Raw genomic sequence first — 13851 nt, forward strand, 5'->3', positions numbered from 1 at the left:
GGGGGTGGTGGCGGTGGTCGTGCCGTTGGCCGAGAAATAGGCGGCCCATTCCGGTGTGACGCTGCCCGGATCCGTGGCGTACTGCTCACGCATCTCGTCCACGAGCCACTCGTTGGCTCCCAGGTCGGAGGACGGGGCAACGGACATGTTGCCGGACTGATCGGTGGGGGACTGCGGCACGGCTTGCTTCGCCTCTTCCGGATAGGCACGTCAGTGGATGTGCGATCGGTTGTCAAGGCTAGTCCCACACGCGCACAAATGCAGGGCGGGGAGGGGTGTTTGGGGCAAGGTGTCATCAGGACCACATGCACCACCGGCACCACGTGCGCCACTACTGGAGATTTCATGCGTAATTCCATCCCGGGCCGACCCCTGCGGGCCCGGGGCCTGGCGGGCTCCCTGTCGCTGGGCCTTGCCCTTGTCCTCTCGGGCATCGCCCTGACCGGCTGCAGTCCCGACACGCCTGCGTCGTCGGGTCCCGACGCCCCCAGGGTGAGCCACGTCGGGGCCACCACGCCGTCGCAGCTGACGACCACGACCGAGATCGGCCACGTCGTCGGGCGCCTGCCGGGGACGCGCCGCAAGGCCGTGCGCAAGGAGATCGCCGCCGTCGTCGATCGCTGGTGGGAGGCGGCCTACCTCTCCGGTGCCGACTCGGGCACGAAGGTGTCCGCGGCCTTCCCCGGCTTCACCCCGGGCGCGCGCAGGCGAGCGACCTTCGACCGGGCGCTGATGACCAACCGCGACCTGGCGGCCGATTCCGTCACGCCGCTGATGCGCAAGGTGCGCCTCGACCTGCTCGCGGTCGACCAGCGCGCGCGGTCCGTGACCGCCCGCTTCGACCTGCGCGTCCGCACGACGGGGGAGCGCACCCGAAGGCTCCAGGTGCGTGGGCGACTGTTCCTGACCCGCCAGGGCGCGGCGTGGCGGATCTTCGGCTACGACGTCACGAAGGGGTGGCTGTGAAGTCCTCGCGGCTCGCGCGCTCGATGCGCCACGGAGTGCTGGCCCTCGTCCTGGCAGCAGCGGCGTTCGCCGTACCCGGCTCGAGCGTGGAGCCCACCGACGTCGAGCTCGTCCGGATCAAGCGGGCCGGCGGCGTCTCGGTGGGACCCGACGTGATCTGGATCCTCGCCGTCGGCTCCGACGCCCGGCCCGGCCAGGACATGCTGCGCAGCCGCGGCGACGCGCTGCAGCTGGTCGGCATCAACACTCGGACCGACGCAGCGACCGCGATCGGCGTGCCACGCGACTCCTGGGTCTCCATCCCGGGGCACGGCATGCAGAAGATCAACGCGGCCCTCTACTTCGGCGGCCCGCAGGCGATGGCCGGTGCGATGGCCAACCTGACCGGCATCACGGCCGACTACGTCATGGTGACGCGCTTCCCGTTCTTCGAGGACATGGTCGACGACATCGGCGGCATCGAGGTCCACAACCCGCGGCGCTTCTACGACCCCTACCTCAAGAAGGACGGGTTCAAGGCCGGTCGCATCCACCTCGGCGGCTATGACGCGATGGCCTTCCCCCGCATCCGCAAGTCGCTGCCGGGCGGCGACTTCGACCGCTCCGCCAACCAGCAGCGCACCCTGCGCGGCATCCACGCACGCATCCGGTCGCAGGCCGATCGCCCCGGCTTCATCGAGCGCGGGGTGATGACGGTGCTCAAGCACATGTCGACCAACCTCGGCCCGGCCGAGCTCTACGAGCTCGCCCAGGCAGTCGCGCAGGTCGAGCCGGCCAAGATCACCACCTGCGTGATCCGCGGCCGGATCGGCGCGACGGCCGGTCAGAGCGTGGTCTTCCCCGACGTGGCGCAGGCCCGGCGGCTCGGCAGTGCCGCCAGGCACGACGCCACGTTGAAGGGTTGCTGAGTCAGCGCGGGTAGATGTGCCCGTCGGCCAGGGCGAGGTCGAGGACGACCGCGTTCTCGAACAGCTGGACGCGCAGGCCGATCGACTTCGCGCCGTAGCGGCTGTCCTTGACCAGCTGACGCTGGATCAGGCCGGCGCCGCCCGGGAGCTCGACCGTCTGTCCGACCTCGGGTACGGCGACGGGCTGGCCGCGGAAGGTGATCGAGCCGATGCTGGAGGAGATCGTCGACTTCACCGGCTTGTTCTCCTTGCCGCGCATCTTGACCCGGCTGAAGATGTCGTTGATCTCCAGCCCGACCGAGGGGACCGAGGTGTGCGCGATGCGGACCGAGGAGAAGCCCTTGGCGAGGTCCCGCTTCGCGTGCTGGCTGCCGCGGTGGGCGTAGGTGACGCCGCTGACGCGCGCCACGAGCCCGAGCAGGACGCCGGCCGACGGGATCCGGTAGGTCATGGTCCGGCCGAGCGTGCCCTCGCAGGGGATCGACTTGTGCTGGACGTTGCCGAAGTGGAGCAGGCTCTGCAGTGCCTGCAGGTCCAGGGCCGTGCCACCTGCGCGGAAGACCCCGGCCGGGGTGGGGGCACCGATGCGGGCGTTGGCCGAGCCGATCTCGACCAGCTGGCGGCTGCCGCCGGCCTCGACCAGGATCTCGAGCGCCATGGCCTCCGAGGTCGCCTTCTTCTTGGTCGCGGTGCCGCGGATCTTGCCGAGGGCGATCGAGCCGAGGCCCGGGATCTGGATCGGCGCGGTGGCCGACTGGAGGACGTGGAAGACCGCGTTGGCGGCGTCGTTGGTGCCCTCGAAGACGGTGTCGGTCACCTGGTTGAGGGGCTCGACCAGGGCCTCGAGGGGCGTGCCCTGCAGCGGCGTGCCCTCGAGCAGCTCGAGCCTGATGCTCGCGAAGTCGAATGTCTCCTCGTGGCCGAAGCCCTGCGGGGTGTGGAAGGCGTTGGCGGTCGTGGTGAGGCCCTCGATCACGAGGGTGGGCGTCTTGACGTCCCCGATCTGGCCGCCGATACGGATGTCAGCGATGGTGTTGACACCGCGGACGCCGTGGGTGGCGCCTTCCTTGTAGGTGTCGGTGCGGCTCGTGCTCGCCGCGATGTTGATCAACGGGTTGTCCGGCACGCTGAGGATCGACTTCTCCTCGGCCGACTGCCCGATGGCGCGCGTGCAGCGGAGCTGGGCGTGGGCGTCCTTGAGGTTGAACGCCTCGACGTTGTCGGTCACCAGCTTCACGGCGTAGACGTCGGCGCGGTAGCCGAAGTTGGTCAGGGTGGGTGCGGACCGCTCGTCGCTCGCGGCGCTGGCGGAGGCCAGGCCTGCGGCGGACACGGCGAGGGCCGACGATGCGACCAGGGTGCCGGCGAGGGAGAGGGCGAGACCCGAGATCAGCTTGCTCACGGTGGGCTCCAAGTGGTGTCGACGCTTCAATGAGGTCACGAGAAGCACACACACACGCCCCCGCGAGTAACTCAGTGTTACCCAACACTGTCGTCCTGAACCCGAATGTCCATGAACAGGTGCCAGATCTTTACCGACCCGGACGAGGCGGCGCGCCCGGAAATGACCGAAACTCCACGCAGGACGTGGAGTTCCGGGACGACGATGACACACGAGCGCCTCCGGCAGGATTCGAACCTGCGACACCTGGTACCGGAAACCAGTGCTCTATCCCCTGAGCTACGGAGGCTCGGGCGAAGCAGACCCTACAACCCCGTTCGCCGCAGCGTGAAACCGGTTCGGGGGGGACGGTGCCGCGCCGATAGGCTGGGTCGGTGACCCCAGACCAGCTCTCCTTGATCATCGTCGACGTCCTCGAAGCGCTCGTGGCCGACGGCGCCGTGACGCTGCCCGACGGCGTCCCGACGACGGTGACGGTGGAGCGACCGCGGCAGAAGGGACACGGCGACTACGCCACCAACGTCGCGCTCAAGCTCGCCAAGCAGGCGGGCACCAACCCGCGGGCCTTCGCCGAGCTCGTGGCGAAGCGGCTCGCCGACCACGACGCCGTCAGCGACGTCGAGGTTGCGGGTCCCGGCTTCCTCAACATCACCGTCGACTCCGGCGCCCAGGGACAGGTGGCCGCCGACATCGTGGCGGCCGGCGCGTCGTACGGCGCCTCCGACGCGTTCGCAGGCGAGAAGATCAACCTCGAGTTCGTCTCGGCCAACCCCACCGGCCCTCTCCACCTCGGTGGGGTCCGCTGGGCCGCGGTCGGCGACGCGCTCGGCCGGATCTTCACCCTCACCGGGGCGGACGTCACCAGGGAGTACTACTTCAACGACCACGGCGCGCAGCTCGACCGCTTCAGCGCGTCGTTGATGGCCTGGGCCAAGGGCCTGCCCGTGCCCGAGGACGGCTACGGCGGTGCCTACATCGAGGACATCGCCAAGGACGTCATGGCCAAGCGGCCCGACGTCCTCGAGCTCCCCGACGCCGAGGCGCAGGAAGTCTTCCGCGCCGAGGGCGTCGAGCTGATGTTCGCCGAGATCAAGCAGTCCCTGCACGACTTCGGGGTCGACTTCGACGTCTACTTCCACGAGGACAACCTGCACAAGAGCGGTGCGGTGAAGAAGGCGATCGACCGACTCACCGAGCTGGGCAACACCTACGAGGCCGACGGTGCGCTCTGGCTCCGGACCGAGAAGTTCGGCGACGACAAGGACCGCGTCATCGTGCGCTCCAACGGTGCTGCCGCCTACCTCTCGGGCGACCTCGCCTACTACCTCGACAAGCGGGAGCGCGGCTTCGACCGCTGCTTCATCATGCTCGGCGCCGACCACCACGGCTACGTGGGCCGGATGAACGCGATGTGCGCGGCCTTCGGCGACGAGCCGGGCAAGAACCTCGAGATCCTCATCGGCCAGATGGTCAACCTGCTGCGCGACGGCCAGCCGCTGCGGATGTCCAAGCGGGCCGGAACCGTCGTCACCATCGACGACCTCGTCGGCGCCATCGGAGTGGACGCCAGCCGCTATGCCCTGGCGCGCTACCACTCCGACTCGCCGATCGACATCGACCTCGACCTGTGGGCCAAGGCCACCAACGACAACCCGGTCTTCACCGTGCAGTACGCCCACGCCCGGGTGGCGAGCCTGATGCGCAACGCCGCCGACCTCGGCGTCGTTGCCCAGTCCCACCCGGCGTTGCTCACCCACGAGAAGGAGGGCGAGCTGCTGCGAGTGCTCGCCGAGTTCCCGCGTGTGGTCAAGGCGGCCGCCGAGCTGCGTGAGCCGCACCGTGTCGCTCGCTACCTCGAGGAGCTGGCCGGGACCTACCACCGGTTCTACGACAGCTGCCGCGTGCTGCCGCGCGGCGACGAGGAGACGACCGATCTCAACCAGGCCCGGCTCGTGCTCGTCGACGCGACGCGGGTCGTGCTGGCCAACGGCCTGGCCCTGCTCGGCGTCTCCGCGCCCGAGCGGATGTGAGTCGTGCCCACCTCGCACCCGTCCGGTTGGGCGCACGCTGACGGCGCCCTGCGCGGCCCGTCCTGGCTGCGCGAGCCCAGCGACCCCAACGAGATCGTCCCGCTGCTCTGGTCGAGCACTGCCGAGAAGACCGACGGCGTGCTCAGCGTCGGCGGCGTCGCGCTGACCGACCTGGTCGCCGAGGTCGGCAGCCCTGCCTACGTCCTCGACGAGGCCGACTTCCGCGGTCGCGCTCGCGCCTTCAAGGAGGCGTTCGCCGTCTACGACGTCTTCTTCGCCGGCAAGGCCTTCCTCTCCACCACCACCGTGCGCTGGCTGGCCGAGGAGGGACTCCACCTCGACGTCTGCTCGGCGGGCGAGCTCACCGTCGCCGAGCGGGCCGGGTTCCCGATGGCCCGCATCGGCTACCACGGCAACAACAAGACCGAGCCCGAGCTCGCCCGTGCCCTCGAGCTGGGGGTGGGGCGGATCATCGTCGACTCCTTCCACGAGATCGAGCGCCTCGAGCGGCTGACGACGGACACGGGCGTCCGTGCGCGCGTGATGCTCCGGGTCACCGCGGGCGTCGAGGCCCACACCCACGAATACATCGCCACCGCCCACGAGGACCAGAAGTTCGGCTTCTCGATCACCAGCGGTGACGCCTTCGAGGCCGTACGCCGCGTGCACGACGCCGCAGGACTCGACCTGCTCGGCCTGCACAGCCACATCGGCAGCCAGATCTTCGACTCCTCCGGCTTCGAGGTCGCGGCCCGTCGCGTGCTCGCGCTGCACGCACGCGTCAGCGAGGAGATCGGCGTTGAGATGCCGGAGATGGACCTCGGCGGCGGCTTCGGCATCGCCTACACGACCCAGGACGACCCGAGCGACCCCGCGCAGCTCGCCACCGAGATGTCCAAGATCGTCGAGCACGAGTGCAAGGCCCTCGGCATCCCCGAGCCGCGACTGAGCATCGAGCCCGGCCGGGCGATCGTCGGCCCGGCGATGTGCACGGTCTACACCGTCGGCACCGTCAAGGAGGTCGCGCTCGACGGCGGAGCCCGCCGTACCTATGTCAGCGTGGACGGCGGGATGAGCGACAACATCCGCACCGCGCTCTACGACGCCGACTACTCCGCGACCCTGGCCAGCCGCGTCTCGCCCGCGGGGCCGGCGCTGGCCCGCGTGGTCGGCAAGCACTGCGAGGCCGGCGACATCGTGGTCAAGGACGAGTTCCTGCCCTCCGACATCGCTCCCGGCGACCTCGTCGCCGTCCCGGGAACGGGCGCTTATTGCCGCTCGATGGCGTCCAACTACAACCATGCGCTGCGACCTCCGGTGATCGCTGTGCGGGACGGGAAGATTTCCGTCGTGCTGCGCAGGGAGACTGAAGACGACCTGTTGGCTACTGACGTGGGTGCGTGATGGAGAACAAGCGACTGAAGGTCGCCGTGCTGGGCTGTGGTTCTGTGGGTTCACAGGTGGTGCGGCTGCTCATGGAGCAGGCCGACGACCTCACGGCGCGGGTGGGTGCACCGGTCGAGCTGGTCGGCGTCGCCGTCCGGCGCCTGGACGCCCAGCGCGACGTGGACGTGCCGGCCGGCCTGCTGACCACGGATGCTGCCGGGCTCGTCGCCCGCGAGGACGTCGACGTGGTGGTCGAGGTGATCGGCGGCATCGAGCCCGCCCGGTCGCTGATCCTCAGCGCCCTGGCCAACGGCGCCAGCGTCGTCACGGCCAACAAGGCGCTCCTCGCCGAGGACGGCCCCACGCTCTTCGAGGCGGCCGCCAAGGCCGAGCGCGACCTCTACTACGAGGCCGCCGTGGCCGGTGCGATCCCGATCCTGCGCCCGCTGCGCGAGTCCCTCGCCGGTGACAAGGTCACCCGCGTGCTCGGCATCGTCAACGGCACCACCAACTTCATCCTGGACAAGATGGACTCCTCGGGAGCCGGCTTCTCCGAGGCACTGGAGGAGGCCCAGGACCTCGGCTACGCCGAGGCCGACCCGACCGCCGACGTCGAGGGCTTCGACGCCGCGGCCAAGGCCGCGATCCTGGCGAGCCTGGCGTTCCACTCCCGGGTCACCGCCTCGGACGTCTACCGCGAGGGCATCTCCGAGGTGACGGCAGCCGACGTGCAGTCGGCCCGCGACATGGACTCCGTCGTCAAGCTGCTCGCCATCTGCGAGCTGCGCCCCGGACCCGGAGGCGACGACCAGGTGGCCGTGCGCGTGCACCCGGCGATGATCCCGCGCAGCCACCCGCTCGCCAGCGTGCGCGGCGCCTACAACGCCGTCTTCGTCGAGTCGGAGGCCGCCGGCCAGCTGATGTTCTACGGCCCCGGTGCCGGCGGCGCGCCGACGGCCAGCGCCGTGCTCGGTGACCTGGTCACGGTCGCGCGCAACCGGCTCAGCAACACGCGCGGCGCCGGCGAGTCGGCGTACGCCGATCGTGCGGTCCTGCCGATGGGGGAGACCCGCACCCGCTACCACGTGGCGCTGGACGTCGACGACCGCTCGGGGGTGCTGGCCGCCGTGGCGACGGCGTTCGCGGACAACGGTGTCTCGATCCAGACCGTCCGCCAGGAGGGTCGCGGTGCCGACGCCCAGCTCGTCGTGGTCAGCCACGCGGCGACCGACGCCGCGCTCAGCGCAACCGTGCAGCAGCTGCGCAGCATGGACATCGTGCGCGACGTCACCTCGGTGATGCGCGTTGAAGGAGGAGACGAATGAGCCAGGCCAACGGTCAGTGGCGCGGTGTCATCGAGGAGTACCGCGACCTGCTCGACCTGCCCGATGGTCTGGTGGCCGTCACGCTGCGCGAGGGCGGCACGCCGCTCGTGCACTCCGACTGGCTCTCGACGCTGACCGGCGCCGAGGTCTGGCTCAAGGTGGAGGCCAACAACCCCACCGGCTCGTTCAAGGACCGTGGCATGACGGCCGCGATCTCCGTGGCCAAGCACGAGGGTGCGGAGGCCGTCGTCTGCGCCTCCACCGGCAACACCTCCGCGTCGATGGCGGCCTACGCCGCCAAGGCCGGTCTCAAGCCGCTCGTGCTCATCCCCGAGGGCAAGATCGCCGCCGGCAAGATGGCCCAGGCCGTCGTCCACGGCGCCCAGATCATCATGGTCCGCGGCAACTTCGACCACTGCCTCGACATCGCCCGCGGCCTTGCGAAGGACTATCCCGTCGCCCTGGTCAACTCGGTCAACCCGGTCCGGCTCCAGGGGCAGAAGACGGGCTCCTTCGAGATCTGCGACTTCCTCGGTGACGCCCCCGACTACCACCTGCTCCCCGTCGGCAACGCCGGCAACATCGCCGCCTACTGGATGGGCTACCAGCAGTACGCCGAGCTGGGCCGCGCCACCAAGCTGCCCGTCATGCGCGGCTTCCAGGCCGAGGGTGCAGCTCCGCTGGTGACCGGTGAGCCGTTCCCCGACCCCGAGACGAAGGCCACCGCGATCCGCGTCGGCAACCCCGCGTCCTGGCACCTGGCCGAGATGGCCGCGAAGGAGTCCGAGGGCCGGTTCGCGGCCGTCTCCGACGCCCAGATCCTGGCCGCGCAGGCTGAGCTGGCCCGACGTGACGGCGTCTTCGTCGAGCCCGCGTCCGCGGCCGGTGTCGCTGGCCTGCTCGCCGAGCTCGCCGCGGGCGAGAGCTATGCCGGCACGACGGTCGCGATCACCGTCACCGGCCACGGGCTCAAGGACACCGCCACGGCGCTGGAGTCGCACACCGACATCGTCGACACCGTCGTCGACGCCGATGTCGTCGCCGCGGCCACGGCCGCCGGTCTCGCCTGAGCATGGCGACGTTCGTCTCCGGCCTGGTGCGGGTCACCGTCCCGGCCACGTCGGCCAACCTCGGCCCCGGCTTCGACTCGCTCGGGCTCGCGCTCTCGCTGCGTGACTCCCTCGAGGCCGAGGTCACCGAGGGCGGCCTGCGGATCGAGGTCACCGGCGCCGGTGCCGAGGACGTGCCCCGCGACGAGTCCCACCTGGTCGTCCGGTCGATGCGCGCAGCGTTCGCCGCCATGGACGCCGAGCCGGCCGGGCTGGTCCTGCGCTGCGACAACGTCATCCCGCACGGTCGCGGCCTCGGCTCCTCGTCCGCTGCCATCGTCGGCGGGGTCACGCTGGCACGCGCGCTGGTCGCCGGGGGCCAGCTGCTGCTCGACGACGACGCGCTGTTCCGGCTGGCCGCTGACATCGAGGGCCACCCCGACAACGTCGCGCCCGCGTTCTACGGCGGGTTCGTGATCTCCGGTCGCGAGGACGACCAGTGGTATGCCGTGGCCGCCGGTGTCGACCCGCGCGTCAGCGCCGTCGTCTACGTGCCGTCCACCCCCGTCGAGACCAAGGTCGCCCGGGGGCTGCTGCCCGACGTCGTCCCGCACGCGGACGCCGCCGCCAACAGCGGCCGCGCCGCGCTGCTCGTGGCCGCCCTCGCCGGCCGGCCCGAGCACCTCCTCGCCGCCACCCGCGACTACCTCCACCAGGAGCAGCGGGAGCCGGCCATGCCCGAGTCGCTCGCGCTGGTGCACGCGCTGCGCGCCGACGGCATCGCGGCCGTGATCAGCGGCGCCGGGCCCACGGTGCTGGCGTTCGCGGGCGGCAACGGGCACGACCTGCGAGCGCGTGCGCCGCGCGGGTGGGCCTGCCACGCGCTCGACATCGAGGCCGCGGGCGTCGTCGTCGGGGAGTGACGCGAGCGCCGGTGTCACTGGTGTTAGCATCACGCTGCGCCGTACGGCGTGGGCATCCGCGGCGCTTCGCCGCACGGGTGCCACTCCATTCCTCCGGCCGTCTGGTTGCCGGATCTCTGTCCTGATGACACGCGCCGCCCACCTTCGTGGCAGCGGCGGCGCCACAACTGAGTTGGACTCACGTGACTGAATCAACTGACGCTCCCGCCTCTTCCGCTGCCAAGAAGAAGGGCGGCGGCCTCGGCTCCATGCTGCTCGCCGACCTCAAGTCGATGGCCAGCGGCATGGGTGTCTCCGGCGCCGGGTCGATGAAGAAGGCCCAGCTCGTCGAGGCCATCAAGGCCGCCCAGTCGGGCCCGAGCACGACCGCTCCCAAGGTGACGACGACGGTGCGTACGCCGCGGACCGCCCCGGCACGCGAGGCGCAGCCCGCCGAGGCGGCGCCCCGGGCAGCAGCAGAGCCCACGTCCGAGCCCAAGGCCGAGCCCACGTCGGAGCCCAAGGTCGAGGCCACGTCCGAGCCCAAGGCCGCTGCCCCGACCGTCGAGGTCACCAGCCGTCAGCGCACCCGCAACCGGCAGGCCGGCCAGCAGGCCACCCAGGCGGAAAAACCGGAGAAGACCGAGAAGGGCGAGCAGTCGGAGAAGTCCGGCAAGGCGGAGCAGCCCGAGCGGAAGTCCGAGCAGAAACAGGGCGCCAAGCAGGGCGGCCAGGCGGAGAAGCAGTCGGAGAAGCAGGCCGACAACAAGCAGGCCGACAACAAGCAGGGCGAGAACAAGCAGGCCCAGAACCGCAACCAGCAGCAGGGCAACCAGCAGCAGGGCGGACAGCAGGCCAGCCAGCAGCAGCTCGACGACTTCGACGACGACGGCGAGGGTGGCAGCCGCCGCAACCGCCGCCGTCGTGGCCGTGACCGCGAGCGCCAGGCCACCCGGGTGCCGGGCGGGCGCAACGAGCCGGACACCACGGTGCTCGAGGACGACGTCCTCGTGCCGGCGGCCGGCATCCTCGACGTCCTCGACAACTACGCCTTCGTGCGCACCTCCGGCTACCTCCCCGGCACCGACGACGTCTACCTGTCGTTGTCGATGGTGCGGAAGTTCGGCCTGCGTCGCGGCGACGCCGTCGTCGGCCAGGTGCGCCAGCCCCGCGAGGGTGAGCGCAAGGAGAAGTTCAACCCGATGGTGCGCATCGACAGCGTCAACGGGACCGACCCCGAGGCAGCCCGCGAGCGGCTCGAGTTCGAGACCTTCACGCCCGTGCACCCGACCGAGCGGCTCCGCCTCGAGACCGACGCGGCCAACCTGACCGGGCGCGTCATCGACATCGCCGCCCCGATCGGCAAGGGCCAGCGCGGCCTGATCGTGGCCCCGCCGAAGTCGGGTCGCACCACCCTGCTCCAGTCGGTGGCGCAGTCGGTCTCGCGCAACAATCCCGAGGTCCACCTCATGGTGGTGCTGCTCGACGCGCGCCCCGAGGAGGTCACCGACTTCCAGCGCGCCGTCAAGGGTGAGGTCATCGCCTCGACCTTCGACCGGGCCGCCAGCGACCACACCATGCTCGCCGAGCTCGCGATCGAGCGGGCCAAGCGCCTGGTCGAGCTGGGCCACGACGTCGTCGTGCTGCTCGACTCCATGACCAGCCTGGCCCGGGCCTACAACGTGTCCGCACCGGCGACCGGCCGCACGCTGGCCGGGGGCGTCGACGCCGGCGCCGTACACCCGCCCAAGCAGCTGTTCGGCGCGGCCCGCAAGGTCGAGGGCGGCGGCTCGCTGACCGTGCTGGCGACGGTCGTCGTCGAGACCGGCTCGGCCACCGACGAGGTGATCTTCGAGGAGCTCGGCGGCACCGCCAACATGGAGCTGCGGCTGCGCCGCGAGCTGGCCGAGGCCCACACGTTCCCGGCGATCGACATCGTCGCCTCGGGCACCCGCCAGGAGGCGCTGCTGTCCAGCGAGCAGGAGGCCGGCATCGTCCAGTCGCTGCGGCGCCGGATGTCGGCGGAGCCGATCGCGTCGGTGAGCGCGGTCCTCGACCAGATCCGCAAGGCGCAGAACAACATCGAGTTCCTGACCAAGCAGCAGAAGCCGGCCGCCGGTCGCGGCAACTAGCGCCCCGCCCCGGCAGGGGAATGCACGGATTCACACCAGCGTTGCGCACAGTGGCACAATTGTGCGCTGGCTCCGGTTCACGTGGATGCACCCAAGCATCGACGACCCGGAGCATCGTTTGAAAGGACGACACCCCATGAAGAAGGACATCCACCCCGAGTACGTGGAGACCACGGTCACCTGCACCTGTGGCGCGAACTTCACGACCCGCAGCACCGCGACCTCCGGCGTCCTGAAGGCCGACGTCTGCTCGCAGTGCCACCCGTTCTACACCGGCAAGCAGAAGATCCTCGACACCGGCGGCCGCGTCGCCCGCTTCGAGGCCCGCTACGCCAAGAAGTCCGCTGACAAGGCCGAGACGGCCGAGACGGCTGAGACCGCCGAGAGCAAGTAGCTCCCTTCCAGCGCCGACCTCCCGCACTGCGCGGGCGGTCGGCGCTGTGCATTTCCCCTCCTGCTCCGCCGCGTTCCACCACCACCTGAGGAGAGCCCGTGTTCGAGGCCGTTGAAGGGCTCGTCGCCGAGCATGCCGACATCGAGAGTCGCCTCGCGGAGCCGGAGACGCACGCCGACCAGCGCCTGGCCAAGAAGCTCAACCAGCGCTACGCCGAGCTGTCGGCCATCGTCGCGACCTGGCGCCACTGGTTGCAGCTCGGTGAGGACATCGAGGCCGCTCGCGAGCTGGCCGGCGAGGACGCGAGCTTCGCGGCGGAGGCGGACCAGCTGAGCACCGAGCGGGAGAAGGCGCGCGAGCGACTGCGCCACCTGCTCGTCCCACGCGACGCCACGGACGCCAAGGACGCCATCCTCGAGGTGAAGTCGGGGGAGGGCGGCGAGGAGTCGGCCCTCTTCGCCGGCGACCTGCTGCGGATGTACACCCGCTTCGCCGAGCAGCGCGGCTGGGCGACCGAGGTGATCGACGCCACCGAGTCCGACCTGGGCGGCTACAAGTCGGTGACCGTCGCGGTGAAGGCCAGGGGAATTGCACAGCCCGGCGAGGCGCCGTACGCCCTGCTCAAGTTCGAGGGCGGCGTGCACCGCGTGCAGCGGGTGCCGGTGACCGAGTCGCAAGGTCGCGTGCACACCAGTGCGGCAGGTGTCCTGGTGATGCCCGAGGCGGAGGACGTCGACGTCGAGATCCACGACGGCGACCTGCGCATCGACGTCTACCGCTCCTCGGGCCCCGGCGGCCAGAGCGTCAACACGACCGACTCGGCGGTGCGCATCACGCACGTGCCGACCGGCATCGTCGCGAGCTGCCAGAACGAGAAGAGCCAGCTGCAGAACAAGGAGTCCGCCATGCGGATCCTGCGCGCCCGGCTGCTCGCGGCCGCCCAGGAGGAGGCCGACGCCGAGGCCAGCGCCGCGCGCAAGAGCCAGATCCGCACCGTCGACCGCTCCGAGCGCATCCGCACCTACAACTTCCCGGAGAACCGCATCTCCGACCACCGCACGGGCTACAAGTCCTACAACCTCGACACCGTCCTCGACGGCGAGCTCGGCCCGGTCGTGCAGTCCTGCGTCGACGCCGACCTCGCCGCACGCCTCGACGCCTTGGAATCGTGAGCAGGGAGTCGTGACGTCCGTACGCCGCCACGCGGCCCTCGCAGCGGCCGTCGACCAGCTCCGCGCCGCCGGGGTCGCGAGCCCGGAGCACGACGCCGCCGAGCTGCTCGCGCACGTGCACGGCCTCGAGCGCCGCGACCTGTTCCGGATCGACACGGTCGGCGACGACCTGGCCGCGCGCTTCG

12 protein-coding genes, 1 tRNA gene and 1 pseudogene are annotated in these 13851 nt (G+C 70.7%); 11 read left to right on the plus strand and 3 right to left on the minus strand.

Features of this window, described 5'->3' with window-relative positions; genetic code table 11:
* The coding region (locus CF8_RS21430) for a 2-oxoglutarate dehydrogenase E1 subunit family protein (protein ID WP_156887314.1) at positions 1-147 on the minus strand (147 nt) is incomplete at its 3' end.
* A 198-nt stretch (positions 148-345) separates the two neighbouring features.
* Here CF8_RS21430 and CF8_RS06745 point away from each other — a divergent pair.
* Both CF8_RS06745 and CF8_RS06750 read left to right on the plus strand, forming a co-directional pair.
* Positions 346-966, plus strand: a complete 621-nt coding sequence (locus tag CF8_RS06745; RefSeq protein ID WP_156887168.1) for a hypothetical protein — start codon at positions 346-348, stop codon at positions 964-966.
* The gene (locus tag CF8_RS06750) at positions 963-1874 is read left to right on the plus strand and encodes an LCP family protein (protein WP_010832380.1); all 912 of its coding nucleotides are present in this window, start codon (positions 963-965) and stop codon (positions 1872-1874) included. The genes CF8_RS06745 and CF8_RS06750 overlap by 4 nt, the downstream gene beginning before the upstream one ends.
* Position 1875: 1 nt before the next feature.
* Here CF8_RS06750 and CF8_RS06755 read toward each other — a convergent pair whose 3' ends face one another.
* Together CF8_RS06755 and CF8_RS06760 are read right to left on the minus strand one after the other, a co-directional pair.
* Positions 1876-3276: a hypothetical protein gene (locus tag CF8_RS06755; protein WP_036490440.1), complete on the minus strand. Its 1401-nt coding sequence runs from the start codon at positions 3274-3276 to the stop codon at positions 1876-1878.
* A 216-nt stretch (positions 3277-3492) separates the two neighbouring features.
* A tRNA-Arg gene (locus tag CF8_RS06760) sits at positions 3493-3565 on the minus strand.
* An 85-nt stretch (positions 3566-3650) separates the two neighbouring features.
* Here CF8_RS06760 and argS point away from each other — a divergent pair.
* From argS to CF8_RS22975, 9 genes and pseudogenes are all read left to right on the plus strand, one after another.
* The gene (gene argS, locus CF8_RS06765) at positions 3651-5306 is read left to right on the plus strand and encodes an arginine--tRNA ligase (RefSeq protein ID WP_036490442.1); all 1656 of its coding nucleotides are present in this window, start codon (positions 3651-3653) and stop codon (positions 5304-5306) included.
* A 3-nt stretch (positions 5307-5309) separates the two neighbouring features.
* Positions 5310-6710: a diaminopimelate decarboxylase gene (lysA, locus tag CF8_RS06770; RefSeq protein WP_010832383.1), complete on the plus strand. Its 1401-nt coding sequence runs from the start codon at positions 5310-5312 to the stop codon at positions 6708-6710.
* Positions 6710-8017, plus strand: coding sequence for a homoserine dehydrogenase (locus tag CF8_RS06775; protein ID WP_036490444.1), 1308 nt, complete (start codon positions 6710-6712; stop codon positions 8015-8017). Before lysA ends, CF8_RS06775 begins: the two co-directional genes overlap by 1 nt.
* Complete coding sequence (gene thrC / locus CF8_RS06780; RefSeq protein WP_010832385.1) at positions 8014-9087, plus strand: threonine synthase; 1074 nt, start codon at positions 8014-8016, stop codon at positions 9085-9087. The genes CF8_RS06775 and thrC overlap by 4 nt, the downstream gene beginning before the upstream one ends.
* 2 nt (positions 9088-9089) lie before the next feature.
* Positions 9090-9989 (plus strand): homoserine kinase, encoded by a 900-nt coding sequence (thrB, locus tag CF8_RS06785; protein ID WP_010832386.1) that lies wholly within the window; start codon positions 9090-9092, stop codon positions 9987-9989.
* 182 nt (positions 9990-10171) lie between these two features.
* A complete protein-coding gene (rho, locus tag CF8_RS06790) occupies positions 10172-12100 on the plus strand; it encodes a transcription termination factor Rho (protein ID WP_010832387.1) in 1929 nt (642 codons plus the stop codon).
* A 136-nt stretch (positions 12101-12236) separates the two neighbouring features.
* A complete protein-coding gene (rpmE, locus tag CF8_RS06795) occupies positions 12237-12494 on the plus strand; it encodes a 50S ribosomal protein L31 (protein ID WP_010832388.1) in 258 nt (85 codons plus the stop codon).
* Positions 12495-12592: 98 nt separating this feature from the next.
* Positions 12593-13666 (plus strand): peptide chain release factor 1, encoded by a 1074-nt coding sequence (gene prfA, locus CF8_RS06800; RefSeq protein WP_010832389.1) that lies wholly within the window; start codon positions 12593-12595, stop codon positions 13664-13666.
* Between the two features lie 10 nt (positions 13667-13676).
* Positions 13677-13851, plus strand: a pseudogene (locus CF8_RS22975) (peptide chain release factor N(5)-glutamine methyltransferase); the annotation flags it as partial.

The organism is Nocardioides sp. CF8 (assembly GCF_000389985.1).
Classification (GTDB): Bacteria; Actinomycetota; Actinomycetes; order Propionibacteriales; family Nocardioidaceae; genus Nocardioides; species Nocardioides allogilvus.